Consider the following 18288-nt stretch of genomic DNA (forward strand, 5'->3'; position numbering starts at 1 on the left):
TGGTTAGGGAAGAAAGGCGAATTCGTTGGAATTGATCAAGGCTCGACAGACAAGCGACAGATGATCCTCCCCTGCGAGCTTCATCGCCTCCTGGCGTTCCGGCTCGCTTGGATTGCGACCAAGTAGTAGTTGAAAACAACGATCGAGAGCCGCCGTCGTCTCTCCATCGGTCTCTTTGAGAGCACGTTCAGCTATCCGCTTCGATTGGTCGAGCACCAGATCGCTGTTCATCAGGTTGAGCGCCTGCAAAGGAGTCGTTGAGACGGGTCGTTTGGCTCTCACTTGGCCGCAATCGGGAAAATCGAACGCCGTAAATATCTGATCGTCAACTCGCCGCATTCGTTCTTGGTAAATCATGCGACGCCAGGTGTGCGGGCCGTGATTGTCAGTGACCTCCCACTGAGCGTACATTTTTTTCACGTTATGTATGCGGAAGCTACGACCCCCAAGGCTTCGATCGAGAACGCCAGAAGCCTGCAGGATCGAGTCGCGAATCACTTCAGCCTCGACACGCTTCGGTGGGAAACGCCACAGCAGCGTCGAGTCAGCATCCTTTTTGATTCCCGCTTTGCGAGGCAAGCTCGCCTGACGGAACGCCTGCGAAGTAACCATGAGACTAATTAAATGCTTCATGCTCCAAGGACGGCCATCGATTCCGTCCGCTGTAGTCGTCGGTTGGACGAGCTCTGCCGCTAACCAATCCAGCAGTTCGGGGTGGGTCGGGGGCGTTCCTGCGGCACCGAAGTCGCTGGTTGTTTTTACGATTCCTTGTCCGAACACATGGTGCCAAAGTCGATTGGCCGCAACTCGCGACGTCAGCGGATGCTGGGGGTCGGTAAGCCAATCGGCGAAAGCGACACGCCGATCGGACCCCAGAGCGTAAGCATCGACTTCTAGTTTCCCATCAAGTTCACTCAAACCAGCCGGATAGACTTCATTCCGGGGATTCTCTGGGCTGCCACGGCCAAGTACATAGGTCTTCGCCGGCTCAATGAAACGAGACACGAAACTACGCTTCGGACCCTGCTCGATTTGGGCGTGGATTAGCTGCTGGAGCTCTTTGAGCAACTTCTGTCGCGGTGAATGCTCCCGATTGAGTTCATGATAGTCATCCGTGGCGACGACCTTCCGCCAGTTTCCTTCTTGATCCCTTACCTCAACGCGATACTTGCCGAAATTCAACGCGTTTAGGTTATGGAGATAGTCCGTGTCGAAGAAGTTTCTACGATTCGTGCTGAGACGAATCCGCTTGACTTGCTCTTCACCATTGAACTCGAACTGAACCCAAGGTTCCGCCAATTTGCCTTTGTCGGATCTGACAATCCAACTATCGTTGCCGTACTTGCCGTCATTGATTCGCGTGACGGGGTACCTAGCCGCGGGGCCATCTTCTGAAGAGGTCACGACGGTACCGTGTGAAGTCAAAGCCAGATTCTTACCGCGTGAGTCACCAAAGATTTCTAACTCGTCAATCCGAACCGTCTTATTCTTGAACGATACGCGTATGGCGTCCGTCGAGACGCTTGGGAATCGGATTTCTTTGAAACCAACCCAGTCTTCTTCCCAAGGGCCCATTTGACTGAGGTGGTTCCGTTTAATCCGCATCAAGCGACTCAGCTCTTTGCCGCGCAACTTGCTGGGATGAGACGCTCCTAATTCCGGAACGCGGCTGCCAAACTCAATGTCCTGAAATACCGCAGAGAGCGAGTAGTAGTCCGTGATCGAAATGGGGTCGAATTTGTGGTTGTGACATCGTGCGCAACCGATCGTCAGACCAAGCGCGGACGCTCCCACGGTCTGGAGGATTTCATCCATCCGATCCGCCCGTGCTTGGCGGCGTGCGGAAGGTTCTTGGCCGACAGTCGCTAGTGGCACGTGGGGGCCGGCAACCAAATACCCTGTGGCGTCCCCTTGCTCAAGAGCGTCCCCAGCAATTTGCTCGCGTAGGAACTGATCGTACGGTTTATCCTCATTAAATGCCCGGATGACATAGTCACGGTAGATCCAGGCATTCTTGCGATACATGTTACTTTCGCTGCCGTTGGTTTCTGCCCAACGGATGACATCAAGCCAATGTTGCGTCCACCGTTCTCCGAAGTGTGGCGAGTTGAGGAGCCGCTCGACAAGTTCGAGATAGGCTTCTTCAGGATTGGCGCTAGACAGCTTAAGGAACTTCTCTGTCTCTTCAGGAGTTGGAGCAAGGCCAGTCAGCACAATCGATGCACGGCGTATCAGTGCGCGTGGTTCAGCTGGCTCCGAATAACTTAAACCTTCCTTCGCAAGTCGCTCGCTCAAAAAAGCGTCAATTGGATTCGGATAGGTTGTTTGCCCTTCAGCCTTCTTCGGTACCGCGGGGCGAACGACAGGTTGGAACGACCAGTGGTCGGACTTTTCTCGCTTGACGGCTTCCATTTGCCCCGGCCAGACAGCTCCCTCACGGATCCAGCGAGTCAGCAATTCGATTTCTTCCTCGGGCAGCTTATCGTCGTCAGGGGGCATCTCCATGTCGGGGTCAACATGGTTAATCAACTCAATGAGATAACTCTTCTCCGGCTCGCCGGGAACGATGGCTGCTAATCCCGAATCCCCGCCGGTGAGCATGTTGACGCGGCGATCCAAGCGAAGGCCCGACTCCTGCTCATCCTCACCGTGGCAGTACCAGCAGCGCGTTTCCAAAATCGGTGCTATGTCGGTCAGGAAATCGACTTCTTCGGCGGCTGACCTTACTCTGGGTGCGAGTAGCGCACCCGTGATCAGCAAAAAAAGACACGAAGCTTTGGAGACAGTCGATTTCATGATTGAATGCTCGGTTCTCAAGCCCCCTAAAGAGCTGCTTTCCAACCAGCCGCAAACTGTTCTTGTAGTTTACCAACGAGTTCAGGGTTTTCTTTCGCGATATTTCTTGTTTCTGACGGATCGGCTTCGTGGTCGTAAAGCTCGACGAACACCGGTTCGCTCTCAGCGTCGCGAATATCTTTCCAAAGCACCAGGCGATACTGATCGGTGCGCATCGCGTAACCCATCAGGTGGTTCTCAAAGAGATCGCGGTCCCACTTGTCGCCCATCTGCTGGATGATTCGCCCCTCAACTTCTTCAATCAACGGTCCGAAAAACGTTTCTCTCATGCCGCGGGAGAGCGGGTTGGCAGCCCATTCGCGGAGGGCCGGGTTGGGGAATTGGCTGAACGCAGCTTTCTTCCACGGCTTATTTGGCTCATCTAGCAGCGGCGCGAAGCTATGCCCTTCGACGTGTTCAGGAATCGGCAGATCGGCCAGCTCACACAATGTCGGATACATGTCTACCAATTCGACGAGAGCTTCGGTCGTGGCTCCGCGGGTGCCCATCTCAGGCGTCCAAATCATCAAAGGTACTCGGGTCGCGATTTCGTAGTTGGTCGCCTTGCCCCACACGCCCATGTCGCCAAGGTGCCAGCCGTGATCGCCCCAGACGATGATGATGGTGTTGTCTCGCAAGCCTTCCTCTTCGAGCGCCTCGATCATCCGGCCCACTTGGGCATCGACGTAACTGACACAGGCAAGGTAGGCGTGCATCAAAGTATCCGCGAGCTCGCCTTCAATCGGCCCACTCTTGGGAATCCCATGACGTACGCGCAACTCGAAGGAAGCATGTAAGCCTGTTTCCGCCCCATTCGCGGGCGCCTCGTCATGCGTTGCCTGCGGCAGTTTAATGTTGTCGTAGAGTTTCCAATACTTCTCAGGAGCAATGAAGTTTAGATGCGGCTTGTAAAAGCCCAGTCCTAAGAAAAATGGCTTGTCGGGGTTCTTGGCCATTTCTTTCATCGTGGCGATCGCAAGATCGGTGTTGTACCCATCGCGATAGCGTTGATCAGGAACGTCTGCTCGCTCATAGGCGGGGCCTTGAACCAGTCCTGTCTTGCCGATGCCTTCGCCATATTTTGCCTCAAGAAGCTCGTTGTTCTTGCGAACGATTGCCTGATTCTCAGGCAGTGCGAATCCTCCGATGGGTCGCTTGAAACTCACTTTGTCGTAAGCCGGTTTGCGACTCCAGGAGCGTTCGAGGTCAGCGAAGGCGGGCTTGTGAAAAATCTTTCCGCAGTGTGCCGCTTCATAGCCGTGCGCGATGAAGTGTTGCGACAGCGTAACGATGTCTGGATTGTTGTCGCGGAAGTAGACCGAGTTTTCGATCACGCCAATCGTATCCGGCCGCGCCCCGGTCATAAGACTTGCTCGCGAGGGACTGCAGATCGCCTCCTGGCAGTACGCCCGATTGAAAAGCAAACCGTCCTTGGCCAGTTTGTCGAGATTCGGCGAGATGGCTACCTTCGAACCATAGCAGCCCAACTCAGGACGCAGATCATCAACGGCGATGAAGAGGATGTTCGGCTTCTTCGCGAAGCAAGGGCTTGCGATCAAGAGGAGTAGAAACAGCGAAGCGAATCGCTTCATGATCGGTGATCTATTGTTCATATTTGCAAGTCAATCGAGAATCGAGGCTCACCAAAGGACCGGCATGAAGACCGTCATCTCGGCGGTGCCCCGATTGCTCCACGTGTAATAGGGGACGAATTGTGTCTCATAGGACTTCCAGCTAGGTTGCTGGACAACACGGTACATGCCTTCAGCACCATCGGTGCGAAGCCGCACCTCACCCTTGATGATGGTAACTCCGTCCAACAGGTCGGGCATATGTTGAGCTTCTAGTTGTGCGTTACGATCAAGGTAAACATCCAACACCTTGGCGTCCGCGGGCAGGTCAGGCGATTCAATGCAGTAGACGAGCGGGCCGCGTTTGATAGCGACTTGGTTACGCACCTCTTCGATCCGCGGGTGCCCTTCAACGAGCTGAATGTCCATCGGGAACAAGAGCGTGACGACATCGCCGGCTTTCCAGGCGCGTTCAATTACAGCGAATGTTCTGGGCACGACTTTCGTTGGAGCAGGCTCGCCATTGATTTGAAGTTCTGTCCCAAGAGCCCAATCTGGGATGCGAAGTAAAAGCTGGAACGGTTCCGCCTTGCACTCACGAATCGTGATCTTTACCGATCCCTTCCATGGGTACTCGGTTTCTTGTTCGAGACTGAACGGTGATCCATCCTGCAGTGTTGTGTCGAGCTGGTTCCCGCCGTACAGATTCACGGCAATCCCGTTCTCTGAAAAGCTGTAGGCCCATCCGGATGCTTTCGCGATCGTCCTCACCAAGTTGGGTGGGCAGCAGAAACATTCGATGTACGGTTCGCGGTCGGCAGACTCCGTGCAGTCACGATGGTCCTGATACTCACGTTGGCCATGATTCATGCGAAGCGGATTTGCGTAGAAGTAATGCTTTCCGTCGGTGCTGATTCCGACCAGTGCGCTGTTGTAGAGAACGAGTTCGACAACATCTGCGTACTTCGATTCGCCCTTGATGCCAAGCAATCGCCAGTTGAACATCGCGTTGGCAATGTTCGCGCACGTTTCGTTGTACGCCGTGGAGTTGGGCATCAGGTATTCTTCAAGGAACCCTTCCTCGATTTTGTCGCGGCGTGTTGATGCTCCGAAGTGAGCCTGGCCAACGGCACCGGTCACATACGTCTTTTTCGCGACGTTGTTCCAAAGCCGATCGAGAGCGTCGATCAAGGCATGCTCGCCTGTCTCGGCATAGACATCCGCGGCACCAGCGTAGTAGTACATCGCCAGCACGGCGTGCCCAACCGCTTCGCTTTCTTCACGCAGGGCGACACGCTCTTGGACCATGTCACCGATGGGGTAACCCTCGGTCGTCGAGTCTTCAACGACTTCAGATTTCCCACGGTTGTTGATGAAGATTTCCGCGAGCTCCAGGTAGCGCTTGTCGCCAGTCGTGCGATACAGCTCCGCAAGCCCCATGATCTGTGACTGGTTGAAACCGAATCGTGCGAGATGCTTGGGTCGGGGCTGAAACAGGCTGTACAGCAAATTCGCGTTCTTGACGGCTACCTCAAGGAAGTTCGTCTTGCCGGTCAGACGATGATGGATCGACGCGCTCGTGTAGAGATGCCCGCAGTTGTACATCTCGTGGTACTTGCGATTCGAGAAGTGAGGAATCCCATCGATCTGAATATTCGTGTGGAGATACCCATTCGCTTCCTGCGCTTTGCCGATAATGTCGATTGCTTCGTCGAGATCGCTCAAGATTGCTTCATTACGATTGATGGCATAAACGTAGGTGGCGGCTTCCATCCATTTGAAAAAGTCGCCATCGTGCCAGGCGAATCCCTGGTGCTTCCCCTTCATCAAACCGGCTGCGATTTTGAAATTGTTTAAGCCGTGCCCAGTATCGCCTTTCAGGAGCGAGCCCATGTAAGGCACCATCACTTCTTCGCACAAGCGGAACTTCTCCGCCCAGAAACCGTCCGTCCAACGGCAATCGCCAAAGTTGATACCGCGGAGCCGAACGTGTGGGCTCTCAGAAGTAGCGGTGATCGCGCGGCGATGAGCGGTTGCCGTTCGTGTCATGGTTTGGTTACTCCGACTTCCCTCGCAACACCACAATCACTCGCACCTTTATCCCTGTGGTGACAGCTTGGCCTGGATTTCTTCGATGGACATGTTTTTTGTTTCGACAAGCTTGAAGGCCATGATGACCAGCCCGATCGCAACCGTAGCGGCGTAGAAAAGCAGGATCGAACTCATCCCCCAATTCTCAAGCTGCCAGGGAAAAAACTTTTGAATCAGCCAGCTCGTGAGGCTGGTGATTATCGTAAAGAATGGAATCGCGATGCCCCGCACCGATGCCGGAAAGATCTCAGAGAACAGCACCCACATCACGGGGCCAACCGAAAAGTGAAACGCAGCGATAAAACTCAGGATACAGACTAAGACAAGAGTCGCGTCTATCCTTGCAGCTTTTTCTAAGAGCAGGCCTTGATGGTCGGCCGCTTCGTCTTTTCCAAGTGCTTCCTTGATAGCCATTTTGAAGGCGATGTCACTTTCAAACTCTTCGCCCGCCAAAGAGCGTAGCTTCTCGGCGTCCGGTGTATTCTTTTCTTCTTCATTGTCGTCGTCAGCGGTCTCTGTCTTCGTGACTTCCTCAATCGCTTCCGAAGTCAGCACGTAACGAGCATTGTGAAACGCGTAGGCACCCAGTCCGAGACTGGCAATAATCCAAACCATCCCCCAAATGATCATCGGACGACGACCCAGCTTGTCCACCAGCAGCAATCCCAGCACCGTGAAAAGTAGACCAGTAAGTCCAAGCCATACGGCTGATTGAAACGCTGCGTTCTCACCAATACCCAACTGCTTGAATACCGTTTGCGCGTAGAACAGGACCGCATTGATGCCGGTTGATTGCTGAGCGATGGCCAACGTCAACGCAATGATGAAGGTCAGCCGCATGCGACTACTAAACAGTTCATTCAATTGCGAGGAGATGCTCCGATCGTCGGAACTTTTCTCCAGGCTCTCTCTCAGCTCGGCAACATGTGGAGCGATCTCTTCTTCGGGAAGGACTTTGCTGAGCGTACGAATGGTGTCTTCTGATCGATCCTTCAAGGCATACCAGTACGGGCTTTCAGGGATGAGGAAAAGCAGTCCTAGCCATAGCATTGCAAAGGGGATTTCCGAGCCCAGCATCCAACGCCAAGTGTTCTCGTTAATGCCCCACTCCTGCACCCAAGCGGCACCCGAGCCAGCCCAGTGTTTGATGATGTAGTTGACAAAATAAGCCCCAGAAAGGCCGATGACGATATTAATCTGCGTCATCGAAACGAGCTTCCCCCGCCACTTAGGCGGGGCGATCTCACCGATGTACATTGACGCCAGCGAGATCGAACTAAAAGCCAGCCCTCCCAGAAACCGCGCCCAGTAGAGGGCCGTCGCACTTGGGGCAAACGCCGAGGTAATGGCCGAAACGAGATAAAGCATCGCAACGATGATGATCGTCCACTTTCGTCCCAGCCGGTCGGCGAAGAAACCGGCAAACGGCAGTGCGACCAACACTCCTAGAGCAGGTGCGGCAACAATGGAGCCTCGTTGGATTGAGTCGAGCGCAAACTCCTTGCCGATCAACTCCTCCGCTCCTGAGATCAACGCCGCGTCGAGGCCAAAGATCAGCCCCCCCATGGCGACGATCGTCGCGTATAGAAAAGCGTTTGCCGTGTGGTTGTTCATCTGGTTTTCTCGAGGGACAAGTCGTCGATATACAAGGCCTTTCCATTGCCGGAAGTATCCCGGGGTTGCACAACAACTCGAATACGATCCTTGGAGCCCGAAGCAGCTTGTCGACGGAATGACTGTTTAACCCTGACCCATTTGCCTCGCTCAACACGTGACAGATCGAACGGCTTCAGTTCCAGCCAAGGCTCTTCAAGCACGATGTTTACCTGTGAAACATCGCAATCAGGTTCAAGCCACACTTTCATCGACAGCTCATAGTCGCCCGGCCCTAGCTTTGAAGAACTGAACGGTGCAAAGGCCGTAACTTTCTCTGAAAGTGGGTTTTCGTTTGCAAACTTCAACGACTTGTTGCCGCTGGCTGCTTTCTCATCAACGATCGTCAGATGTTTTCTGGACTCCTCGGTCATCCACCAGTCTTGAGTCTTATCCTCCAAGACAAAAGGGCCTTCAAAACTCAATGAGAGGCTCGAGGAAAGGTTTTTCTGCCAAATGCGGATGTACTCAATCTCAAAGTCGACAGGCAAATCATCTTTCACGGGAATGCCGTGCCAAGGAAAGGTTTCCGAATCGACCCAAACCCAAAGCGGCTTGGTGATGACCCAATTCTCTTCGCCCACATCTTTTCGCAAGACGGTCCTCACGAGCTTGCCGTCGGCATGAAACTTCAAATAGTTTTCATCCCACTCAATTCCATAGACATGAAAGTCATCGGCCACTTTCCAATCAAGCTGTAACCGATCGGTCCAAGTGGTTTTGCCTTTCCCCTCGGGTGACCAGTCGTGGATCGAAGACCACAGCTCTCGCGGCAGATGCTTCTTATGAGTTTGAGCAGGACGGGCGAGGAATTCAAAGACGTCCAGCTCGACTCCGTTGCCGGTCATCCAAAAGGAACTGGTTACCGACGCATCGGCTGCTTTGCATTTGATCTCCATGTAGCCATAGAGAAACTGCTGCTTGCTGATGACCGCTGCCGTGGTGATGTTTTCGAAGCGACGCCCTTCGGGCACTTTCTTGTCGGACTTATCGATCTTCTTTGAGAAAGCGAAATCTGGATCCCAGCGGGCCTCCAACTTCAACTTGCCATCTTCGACCCTGACATTGTCGGTGGAGAATTGCGAGGGGGCACGTCCAATGAAGTTCGAGCGGTACTCGCCATTGGTTCCTTGAATGTGCCACTTTTTGGTGTCGAGCTTCCCTGCTTCGAACTCGTCGCTGACCAATTCGTTAAGTTTCCAGCCACCTTCATTTGCAGCATCCGCCAGAGGGACAACAGCTCCTTGATCCGCTGCGGGAAGCAGGCTGCTACTGCTAAACCAACTAAGCAGCGTCAGTAAGAGAAGTGAGCTTCGCTTGCTCATTATGTACCTGCCTTTTCGTTCTTTTGAATCGAAATATCATCGAGGTAGAGCAAGCCAATCGTCTCGCTAGAGTCTCCGTCCACAACGGTCATTTCAAGTTGCTCAGCTTCAGTCGTATCTGCTGTAAGCGATAGTGGAAACTTGAGCGTGACCCACTTTGCTTCCTCGACTGTGTCGAGATCGAGTGGCGGCAAATCAATGTTTGCGTCTTTCAACGAAACCTGCAGTTCTGCCAGATTGCTATGCAGCTTCATCCACACCTTTATGGAGAGTGTGTACTCGCCTGCCTTCAGGTTCATCGAACCGGGTGGCGACAAGGCCGTCGCTTGGGCGCCCTGTACGTCATCCTCGTGAGCAAACCTGAGACTCTTGGTGCCCGAAGCGGCATGCTCGTTCCGCACGATCGACAAGTATTTGGAACTCTCGAGATCAATCTGCCAGAACTGCTGGTAGTCGTTGTTGCGAGAGCTCTCCGGGACGAGATTCAAAGGGCGAGTTTCCTCTTGAAACAAGATCGGTCCCTCAAAGCCAAACAGTGTCCGGTCAAGCAGGTTCGTCCGGGGCTTTTGCCAGACTCGCAGGTAGTCGATCTCGTAATCAACGGGCAACTGCTTTTCGTCCGGCAAGCCTAGCCAAACGAATATTTCTGAATCGAACCAAACCTCCAAGGGATTCGTCAGGACCCAATTGTCGCCTTCCTTCTCCTGCGTCGTCTCATACATGAGTTTTCCATCGACAAAGCACTTCAAGTAGTCTTCGCCCCACTCACATCCATAGATGTGAAAGTCGTCAGCGACGCGGAAGGGAAGCTTCTGTTTGGTGCCAAACTTACGCGTCGGACGGATACCCGGCGGCGACCAATCGTGGACGGACAATTTGAGAGTATCTTCGCGGATATCTCCCTGAATCTTTGGCTTTCCCATTTGCTCATAGACATCGAGTTCCGACTCGTACCCGATGCACCAAAAGGAGCTGGTCATCGCCGCATTTCCGGCTTTGGTGCGGGCCTCCATGTAGCCGTTGAGGAATCGCTTCCTTGTGATCACACCAGCGGTGGTGACGGGAATCGTCTTTACATTGTGAATGGCGTAGTCGTTGCCTTCGTGTCCCTCTCCTCTCGCAAATGGGAAGTCGGGCTCCCATTGCGAGCGTAGTTTTAGCTTTCCGTCTTCAACGCGAACATTGTGCGGAGCGAACTGCGAAGGAGCACGCCCTTTCCAGATGTAGTACTTGTCGTTCTTTCCTTGAACAAACCATTTGGACTCGTCGATCTCCGTGCCTTCAAACTCGTCACTGATGTCGGTGCGAAGTACCCAGCCCCCTAGATTCTGAGGGTCAGATACGGGAGAGGATTGATGCTCCTCGGCCATTGAATGACTGCCAACTAGCCCAAGGCCAGCAACAATGCCAAAGGGCATCAGTAACTTGAATCGAATAGTTGGTGATTTGAAGTTCATTTCAAAAGGTTCTGCTAAGTGTGGAATCTATTCGAGGCGAAAAGTGTGCTCGTAATTTGGCATTCCGGTTTTTGCCCACTCCTGCCGTGCTTCGGTGGCGTGGAACCAAAGCGGATCCGGGAGGGTGCGGCTCCAGGTCCTCGCTTCGGCGACGAGTTCCTTAAGCAGCTCGGGGTGCTTGCCGCTGAGGTCCTGCTGCTCGCTGATGTCGTTGTCGAGGTTATGGAGTTTCCACTTCTGGTTGAAAGCTCGGCAAGCCTTCCACTGGTCGCGACGGACCGCTACATCGCTGTAGCCATTTCGATGTCTTAACGCGATGATGCTCTCGCCGGGGCGGACGCTCTCGCCCGCTTTCAGTGCTGGCCAAAGGTCCTTGCCATCGAGATTCTTCCTGGCAGGGATCTCCGCCGTCGCGAGATTCGCGAACGTGGGATAAAAGTCGAGCGCCGTCACCGGATGCTTGTAATTCTGGCCAGCAGCAACTTGCGAAGGCCAATGGAAGAACATTGGGACACGGAAGCCACCTTCGTAGGAATCTCCTTTACCTCCTTTAAGCGGACGATTGGTGCCACCAAGGCTCAGCTTGCCGCCATTGTCGCTGAGGAACACGACCAGCGTGTTCTCGAACTGCTCGGTCTCCCTTAGTGCTTCTGCCAGGCGGCCCACGCCGCGATCGACCGCTGCGACCATGCCTGCGTAGGTTCGCCGCTTTTCGTCGGCAATGTCAGCGTAGGGAGCCATGTCTTCCTCTTTCGCCTGCAACGGAGAATGCGGAGCGTTGTAAGCCAAGTACAAAAAGAAAGGCTGATCTTTCGTCGCCGCGAGCTTCACGAAGTTGACGGCTTCGCGCGAAAGGGCGTCAGTGATGTACTCCTGCTCGTCGACCTCCTGTCCATTGTGTTCCAGCGGATGGAGGTAGTCGTTGATGTACTTGTTCCCAGCCTTAAGTTGCCTCCGGTATGCCGGTTTGAATCGGCTGGGAAAATAATCGTGTCCTCCGCCAAGGAACCCATAGTATTCGTCAAAGCCGCGCTGGTTGGGGTGGTACTCAGGCATCACCCCCATGTGCCATTTCCCCACAGCACCGGTGAAGTACCCGGCCTCTTGCAAGACACGACTGATGAGCTTTTCACGAACATCAATCCCTTGTCGGTAATCCGCATCAGTGCCCTTACCATTCCCTGGAAGGTTATACGGTGCACCGAACTCATGAGGATAACGTCCCGTCATCATTCCCATACGGCTTGGACCACAAAATGGGTGAGCCACGTATGCGGATGTGAAAACTGTTCCGTTATTTGCTAATTCGTCGAGCTTGGGAGTTCTGATATCGGTCGAACCATTGAACCCCACATCGGAATAGCCCAAGTCGTCGCACATGATGACGACGATGTTAGGTCGCTCTGCCCAAGCAGGTGAGCTTGAAATCAAGAGACAGATAGTGAATAGCGGTCTCATCGTTGTCCTTTTCAGTAATCAGCTTTGGGAGGAGAACGAAACTCATCCATACGGCGTGCCGACCAAGCTTCAGCGGCTGGAGTCAGCATGAAGAGGGGACGTTGTAGCTCAGATTCCCAAGAGAACTGTTTCCTGAAGAGTTCCTTGACCAGATCCCGCTTCTCGGTAGCCAAATCGTTCTGCTCGCCTGGATCGTCCGCGAGGTTAAATAACTCTGCGGGGCGATCGGGATAGCGCAGCAACTTCCAATCCCCATCGCGGATGGCGGCGCGAGTCTCCATCTTCCAATGCAAGGTCTGATGCGGGACGCCATCCTCCTCTCCCTTCAAATAGGGAACGATATCCACTCCATCGAGCCCCTCAGCCTGAGCGGGATCGCCGCCCCCAGCTTTGATGAATGTCGGCAGCAAATCGAGAGTGATGAGAGGCTTCGAGTAGGTTTCCCCCGCAGGCAGTTTACCTGGCCACACAACAATTGCCGGCACACGGATGCCACCCTCGAGCTGTGTTCCTTTGACACCGCTCAGCGGATAATTGCTCGAACCATTCCGATCCATTGGACCACCGTTGTCGTTGGTGAAGACAACGAGCGTATTCTCCTCAAGACCTAGCTCTTTCAGTTTGTCGAGAATCTGTCCGCATGCGCGATCCATGGAGAGCATCATCTGCGCGGCAGTACGGCGCGTTCCTTTCAACTGCGGGAATTCCTGTGCGTCCTGCGGATCAGCCTCCATCGGTGCATGGACAGCGTTGAACGAGACATAGGCAAAGAACGGTTTTTCTTTGTTCTTCTCGATGAATGCGCAGGTCTCGTCAGCGAGTGCATTCGTCAAATAACCCTCATGCTCCTGATAGTTCTCGAAGTCTCGTTCGATCAGATTCTCGTGCGGAGAGTTTTTGGGATCAGCGAGGGTGAAAAAACTTCTGGCGCCGCCGCGGAAGCCGTAGAACTCATCGAACCCACGCTGCAGCGGGTGATACTTGTCATCAATGCCTAGATGCCACTTGCCAAAGACTCCCGTGTGATAGCCAAGTGATTGAAGATGGTCTCCCATGGTCTTCAAGCTGGTCGGCAAACCCATGTCGTCGCCGGTTTGCTTGCCATTCTTGCTCATCATCCCGGGGACATTGTTTTCTTGAAAACCGAAACGTTGCTGGTACATCCCAGTCAGCATGCCCGCGCGAGAAGGCCCGCAACTGGCACCACTAACGTAGAACTGCGATAACTGAACGCCGCGCTTGGCGAGCCCGTCGAGATGTGGCGTCTTGAAATGATGACTGCCGTGAAATCCGAAATCTCCGTAGCCCGCATCATCCGCGAACAGCAACACGATATTGGGCTTCTCGCTGGCAATGCAAGGCGCGCCGAAGATGAACGCGAGAACAGTAGCTGTGACAAGTGATCGCATCATCTAGCGAACGACCCTTCCCGAAGCCGAGCCACCCATCAGGGCCTCGACTTCTTTCCGTGTTGAATAATTAAAATCGCCTTTGATCGAATGCTTCAGGCAGGAAGCCGCTACGGCATATTTGAGCGTTGTGTGCGGGTCACTAAGTTCCGGCGTTGTTGAGGCAAAGATCAGTCCCGCCGCAAAGGAATCGCCTCCTCCAACGCGATCGACGATGTTCTTGATCTCGTAGGGACGATAGTTCCCCTCGGAATCGAGCGGGGCGAAATGGGCCTTTCCTGACGCCCCTTCGTAGAGCATCGCACCCCAGTTGTTGTGCGAGGCAGAGAGACTCTCACGCAGAGTGATCGCCACTTTGCTTACGTTCGGGAACTGGCTAACCACCTGGCTGGCGACATCCGGGTACCGCGAGGTATCAAGCTCGCCCTTGTGGACATCGGTTTCACCAGCTTGAATGCCAAGCACGTCGTGGCAGTCTTCCTCGTTAGCGATCACCAGATCGATAGAAGGCAGGATCGTCCGCATCGTTTCTTGCGCCAGTTCATGAGATGTCTTGGGCGAGTCCCACTTCCATAATTTGCCGCGGAAATTCAAGTCGATCGAGACCTGTGCACCCGCTTCCTTGGCCTTCTGCGCAGCCGTTAGCGTGGCCTCTGCCGCCGTCCGAGAAAGGGCGGGAGTAATCCCGCTAAGGTGCAACCACTGGGCACCATCAAAAATGGCATCCCAGTCGTACTGATCAGCGCTTGTCAACGAAACGGCTGAATCAGCGCGGTCGTAGACAACGTTGCTTGGTCGCTGATTAGCACCGGTCTCAAGGAAGTAAAGGCCGAGACGCCCCTCATCGGTCCGTACGATGTACTGAGTATCGACGCCGATCGCTCGAACAGAATCGACCGTGGCGTCCGCGAGCGCATGTTTCGGCAAAGCAGTAACATAGCGAGCAACGCCGCCAAAGTTCGAGATCGAGGCGGCAACGCTGGCCTCGGCCCCCGCGTAGGTCACGTCGAATTCGCGCGTCTGTCGCAGACGCAGATTACCGGGAGGGGCAAGGCGGCCCATGATCTCTCCAAAGGTCACAACAGGTTTCATCAATCGTCTCCCAGATTTCTAAACGGTTGCAGGTAGGGTAGCCGCCGGTGGGGGCGGGGCGACATTATCCCCGAGAACCGTTTTACCATTCAAGGCGCCGCGGACCTCAGCAGCACGGGCGACGATGGCGGTCCAATCTTGGGCCTCGACGAGACGATCCTGCACGATCCACGAACCTCCGATTGCTGGAATATTATCCTCTGCCAGGTAAGTCAGCATGTTCTCGGTGTTCAGCCCCCCGAGCGGAAAGTACTGCATGCCCAGGTGGCGATACGGTGCGCTCATGCTTCGCAGGTAGGTGATTCCTCCTGAGGCTTCCGCTGGGAAGAATTTCACAAAGCGGCAACCCAACTCGATGGCTGCCTCAAGGTCTGAAGGCGTTGCTACCCCAGGAGCGAAAGGCAGCCCAATCTCGCGGGCTTGGTTGACGACGCGCGCGTTGCAACCGGGCGAAACACCAAAGTGCGCGCCTGCGTCTCTGACTTCTGAAGCTTGCTCGGGGGTGAGAATGGTCCCGACACCGACCAGCATTTCGGGAACATTGGCGCAGATTGCCCGTACCGCTTCGACGCCGGCGGAAGTCCGGAGCGTCAACTCGATCGTGTCGATGCCACCAGCCAACAGAGCTTCCGCCAAGGGCACGGCATTCACGGCATTCTCCAGGGAGAATCCAGCCACGACCTGCGAAGCGGCGAGCCGTTCAAGGATTTCTGTTGGGAAGCTGTTGGTCATCGAGTGTACCCCAGGATTTCGTCAGTTGCTGTCTTCTTTGGCTCAGCTTACGATTCGATCAATATCGAAACTCGCTTCAGGGTGAGGTATTCTTCCAGGCTGTATCGCGAACAATCTTTGCCAACGCCACTCTGCTTCAGACCACCGTGGGGCAATTGAACGGAGTAGTGAGGTTCATTGACACAGACACTACCGGCATCGATATCTCGAGCAGCACGTAGGCCCGTCGCTAAGTTCGTGGTAAACACATAAGCGGCCAGGCCAAACTCAGTGTCGTTGGCGAGCGCGATCTCGTTGTCGACGTCCGAATACTTGATGACCGGTAGTACGGGACCGAAGATTTCGTCCCGAGCGACTGTCATCTGCGTTGTGACATTCTTCAGAATCGTCGGCTGCATAAAGAATCCGTCCCCCTCCTTGGCAGCTCCACCGCAAACAACCTCTGCTCCTTCGGCAACGGCTGACTCGACCAGCCCAAGGACGTATTGCCTTGCGTTGCCTGAAATGAGCGGCCCAACCTCGACCGAATCAGCTCGCTGTCTCGCAAGCTCTACGAACTCGTCGTAGACGGATTTATGAACGAAGCACCGGTTGGGGGAAACGCAAACCTGTCCGCAATTCGCGAACTTGAGGTCGACCGTCTTATTAGCAGCGTCGGCGATGTCGGCGTCAGGATAGACTACCACTGGAGCGTTTCCGCCCAGTTCCACTGAAAAGTGCTTCACACTGGTGCATGAAGCATTCATCACCTCGAGCCCACCGCGAGTCGAGCCAATCATCGTGACGATGGCAGGAATCTTGCTTTCAAGTAGAGCCTTCGTGGTGTCGTGGTTGCTGCAAGTCACCATGTTGATGACCCCATCAGGTACCCCAGCTTCCTTGGCCAACTGCACTGCTTCTAGCGAGGCCAAAGGTGTCATCGTTGAAGGCTTCAGAACGACGCTACAGCCTGCCGCCAAAACAGGACCGAGCTTGTAACCCACATTCAGTAGCGGGAAATTCCAGGCCAGCATTCCCACGGCGATGCCAAGTGGCTGGCGAAGTGTATAGTGAAGGAATCTTCCGTCGGGATCGTGAAGGATTGACTGGTCGAGCCGTTCCGCCTCTTCTACGAAGAATCGCAAGCACGTCGTGAGCATGCCGAAATCGTACTGGGCATTGTCTTCTGGTTTCCCAGTCTCGGCCCGCAACAGTGAGACAATCCGCTCGCGGTTTTTCTCAAGGATCTCAGCGTAGTTAAGAATGCAAGCCTTACGGTCTGCCGGCGAAGTAGTTGACCACTGCCGAAAGCCTCCTTCGGCAGCCTCGAGCGCCTGATGCATGTTGGCTTCGTCAGCTTCGGGGACCTGACCGATCACCCATCCGGTTGAAGGGTCAAGAACGTCAACAACTTCCTTCGCGGTCACGGACTCACCGTTGATGAGCATCGGATAGGTATTACTTGGCACGGCTTTCCTCCGTCTTCTGCACGCAAAAACGCTCCATCGCAACTCGATCAGGCTCAACCCCTAGTCCCGCTGTTGTGGGTACCTGGATCATGCCATTGGAAACTTCTAAACCCGATGCATACATCTCATCCCGCATCGGGTTGGCTGTGCGGTCAACTTCCAACAGCGGTTCGGCGACTTCGGCCCGACCAGGTTCAACATAATTTGTGGCCAGAAAATGCGTCGCACTAGCTAGGTTGAGCTGTGTGCCCCAGCAATGCGGCACAACATTGACTCCGTGTGCAGAGGCAATTGTGCGAATCTTCAAAGCCTCTGTTGGGCCGCCGCAGTAGGCTAAATCGGGCTGAGCTATCTGGACCCCACCCTGCGAGAGTAGCGACTGAAAACCCCAGCGGGTTTGCTCGCACTCGCCCGTAGCAATTGGTACGTCGATCTTGTCCGCCAATTGGCGAAACTGGTGGGCGTATTCTGGGGAGAGCGGCTCTTCGAACCAAGCATAATCATGGTCTTCGAGAACTCGACCAATTTCAATCGCTTCACGCAGATCGTAAGCGTGGTTTGAATCCGCCATGAGCTGTATGGCAGGAAAGATGCGACGCATCTTCACGATTTGAGCTTTATCGAAGTCAAGATTCTTACCCACCTTGATCTTCATCGCTTGAAATCCCTGCTCGGCGTACCCTACGGCCTCAGCAACGATCGTTTCCAGCAACTCCGCCTCCGGCTGCTTGCGAAAGTACATTCCCGTCGCATAACACTTCACTTGATCGCGAACTCGTCCTCCCATCAGCTCGGAAGCTGACAACCCAAGCAGTTTCCCCTTAAGGTCAAAGAGGGCCATATCTAGGCCTGACATCGCACCCATCATCACGCCCTTACGGGCAAAATCGAGCGAAGCTCGCCAACAATGCTGCCAAGCCGCCTCGTTCTTGAGCGGGTCCCAGCCGGTCAGTAGTGGAGCGTAGAAAGAATGAATCGCGGACTGCGTTACTTCTGCTGGCCCGTAGCATTCTCCCCATCCCGATGCGCCTGAACTATCAACGAGTTCTACGAGGAGGGCGCCGCGTGTCGAATAATGCCACTGAGAGAAGCCGAATGACTCCTCCAGTTCGTGCTGCAGACGGTACGTTTTTACACTTTCGATCACGGGCTGAAACAACTCACTTGATGAGCTCTCATTGCTTCGTTGGGTCTGAATTCCGCTCTCTACATCGCTG

Annotated in this window: 12 protein-coding genes; all 12 read right to left on the bottom strand. The window is 54.4% G+C overall.

Annotation, left to right across the window (positions count from 1 at the left end):
* Positions 1 to 3 precede the first annotated feature (3 nt).
* The 12 genes from RIB44_11380 to RIB44_11435 are packed head-to-tail and all read right to left on the bottom strand — an operon-like array spanning position 4 to position 18218.
* Entirely contained in the window at positions 4 to 2796 is a 2793-nt protein-coding gene (locus tag RIB44_11380) for a PSD1 and planctomycete cytochrome C domain-containing protein (GenBank protein ID MEQ8617187.1), read from the bottom strand.
* 26 nt (positions 2797 to 2822) lie between these two features.
* Positions 2823 to 4427 (bottom strand): sulfatase, encoded by a 1605-nt coding sequence (locus RIB44_11385; GenBank protein MEQ8617188.1) that lies wholly within the window; start codon positions 4425 to 4427, stop codon positions 2823 to 2825.
* Between the two features lie 48 nt (positions 4428 to 4475).
* Entirely contained in the window at positions 4476 to 6455 is a 1980-nt protein-coding gene (locus RIB44_11390; protein MEQ8617189.1) for a glycoside hydrolase family 127 protein, read from the bottom strand.
* Positions 6456 to 6503: 48 nt separating this feature from the next.
* Positions 6504 to 8111 (bottom strand): MFS transporter, encoded by a 1608-nt coding sequence (locus RIB44_11395; GenBank protein MEQ8617190.1) that lies wholly within the window; start codon positions 8109 to 8111, stop codon positions 6504 to 6506.
* The gene (locus tag RIB44_11400; GenBank protein ID MEQ8617191.1) at positions 8108 to 9475 is read right to left on the bottom strand and encodes a family 16 glycosylhydrolase; all 1368 of its coding nucleotides are present in this window, start codon (positions 9473 to 9475) and stop codon (positions 8108 to 8110) included. The genes RIB44_11395 and RIB44_11400 overlap by 4 nt, the downstream gene beginning before the upstream one ends.
* On the bottom strand, positions 9475 to 10932 hold the full coding sequence (locus tag RIB44_11405; protein ID MEQ8617192.1) for a family 16 glycosylhydrolase: 1458 nt from the start codon (positions 10930 to 10932) through the stop codon (positions 9475 to 9477). Before RIB44_11405 ends, RIB44_11400 begins: the two co-directional genes overlap by 1 nt.
* A gap of 27 nt (positions 10933 to 10959) precedes the next feature.
* Positions 10960 to 12390, bottom strand: a complete 1431-nt coding sequence (locus RIB44_11410; GenBank protein ID MEQ8617193.1) for a sulfatase-like hydrolase/transferase — start codon at positions 12388 to 12390, stop codon at positions 10960 to 10962.
* 11 nt (positions 12391 to 12401) lie between these two features.
* Positions 12402 to 13802 (bottom strand): sulfatase-like hydrolase/transferase, encoded by a 1401-nt coding sequence (locus RIB44_11415; protein ID MEQ8617194.1) that lies wholly within the window; start codon positions 13800 to 13802, stop codon positions 12402 to 12404.
* On the bottom strand, positions 13803 to 14891 hold the full coding sequence (locus tag RIB44_11420) for a sugar kinase (GenBank protein MEQ8617195.1): 1089 nt from the start codon (positions 14889 to 14891) through the stop codon (positions 13803 to 13805). It abuts the gene before it with no gap.
* An 18-nt stretch (positions 14892 to 14909) separates the two neighbouring features.
* Positions 14910 to 15623, bottom strand: a complete 714-nt coding sequence (eda, locus tag RIB44_11425; protein MEQ8617196.1) for a bifunctional 4-hydroxy-2-oxoglutarate aldolase/2-dehydro-3-deoxy-phosphogluconate aldolase — start codon at positions 15621 to 15623, stop codon at positions 14910 to 14912.
* A gap of 47 nt (positions 15624 to 15670) precedes the next feature.
* Entirely contained in the window at positions 15671 to 17071 is a 1401-nt protein-coding gene (locus RIB44_11430) for an aldehyde dehydrogenase family protein (protein MEQ8617197.1), read from the bottom strand.
* Positions 17061 to 18218 (bottom strand): mandelate racemase/muconate lactonizing enzyme family protein, encoded by a 1158-nt coding sequence (locus RIB44_11435; GenBank protein ID MEQ8617198.1) that lies wholly within the window; start codon positions 18216 to 18218, stop codon positions 17061 to 17063. Before RIB44_11435 ends, RIB44_11430 begins: the two co-directional genes overlap by 11 nt.
* Positions 18219 to 18288 lie beyond the last annotated feature (70 nt).

The sequence above is a fragment of the Lacipirellulaceae bacterium genome (genome assembly GCA_040218535.1).
Lineage (GTDB): Bacteria > Planctomycetota > Planctomycetia > Pirellulales > Lacipirellulaceae > Adhaeretor.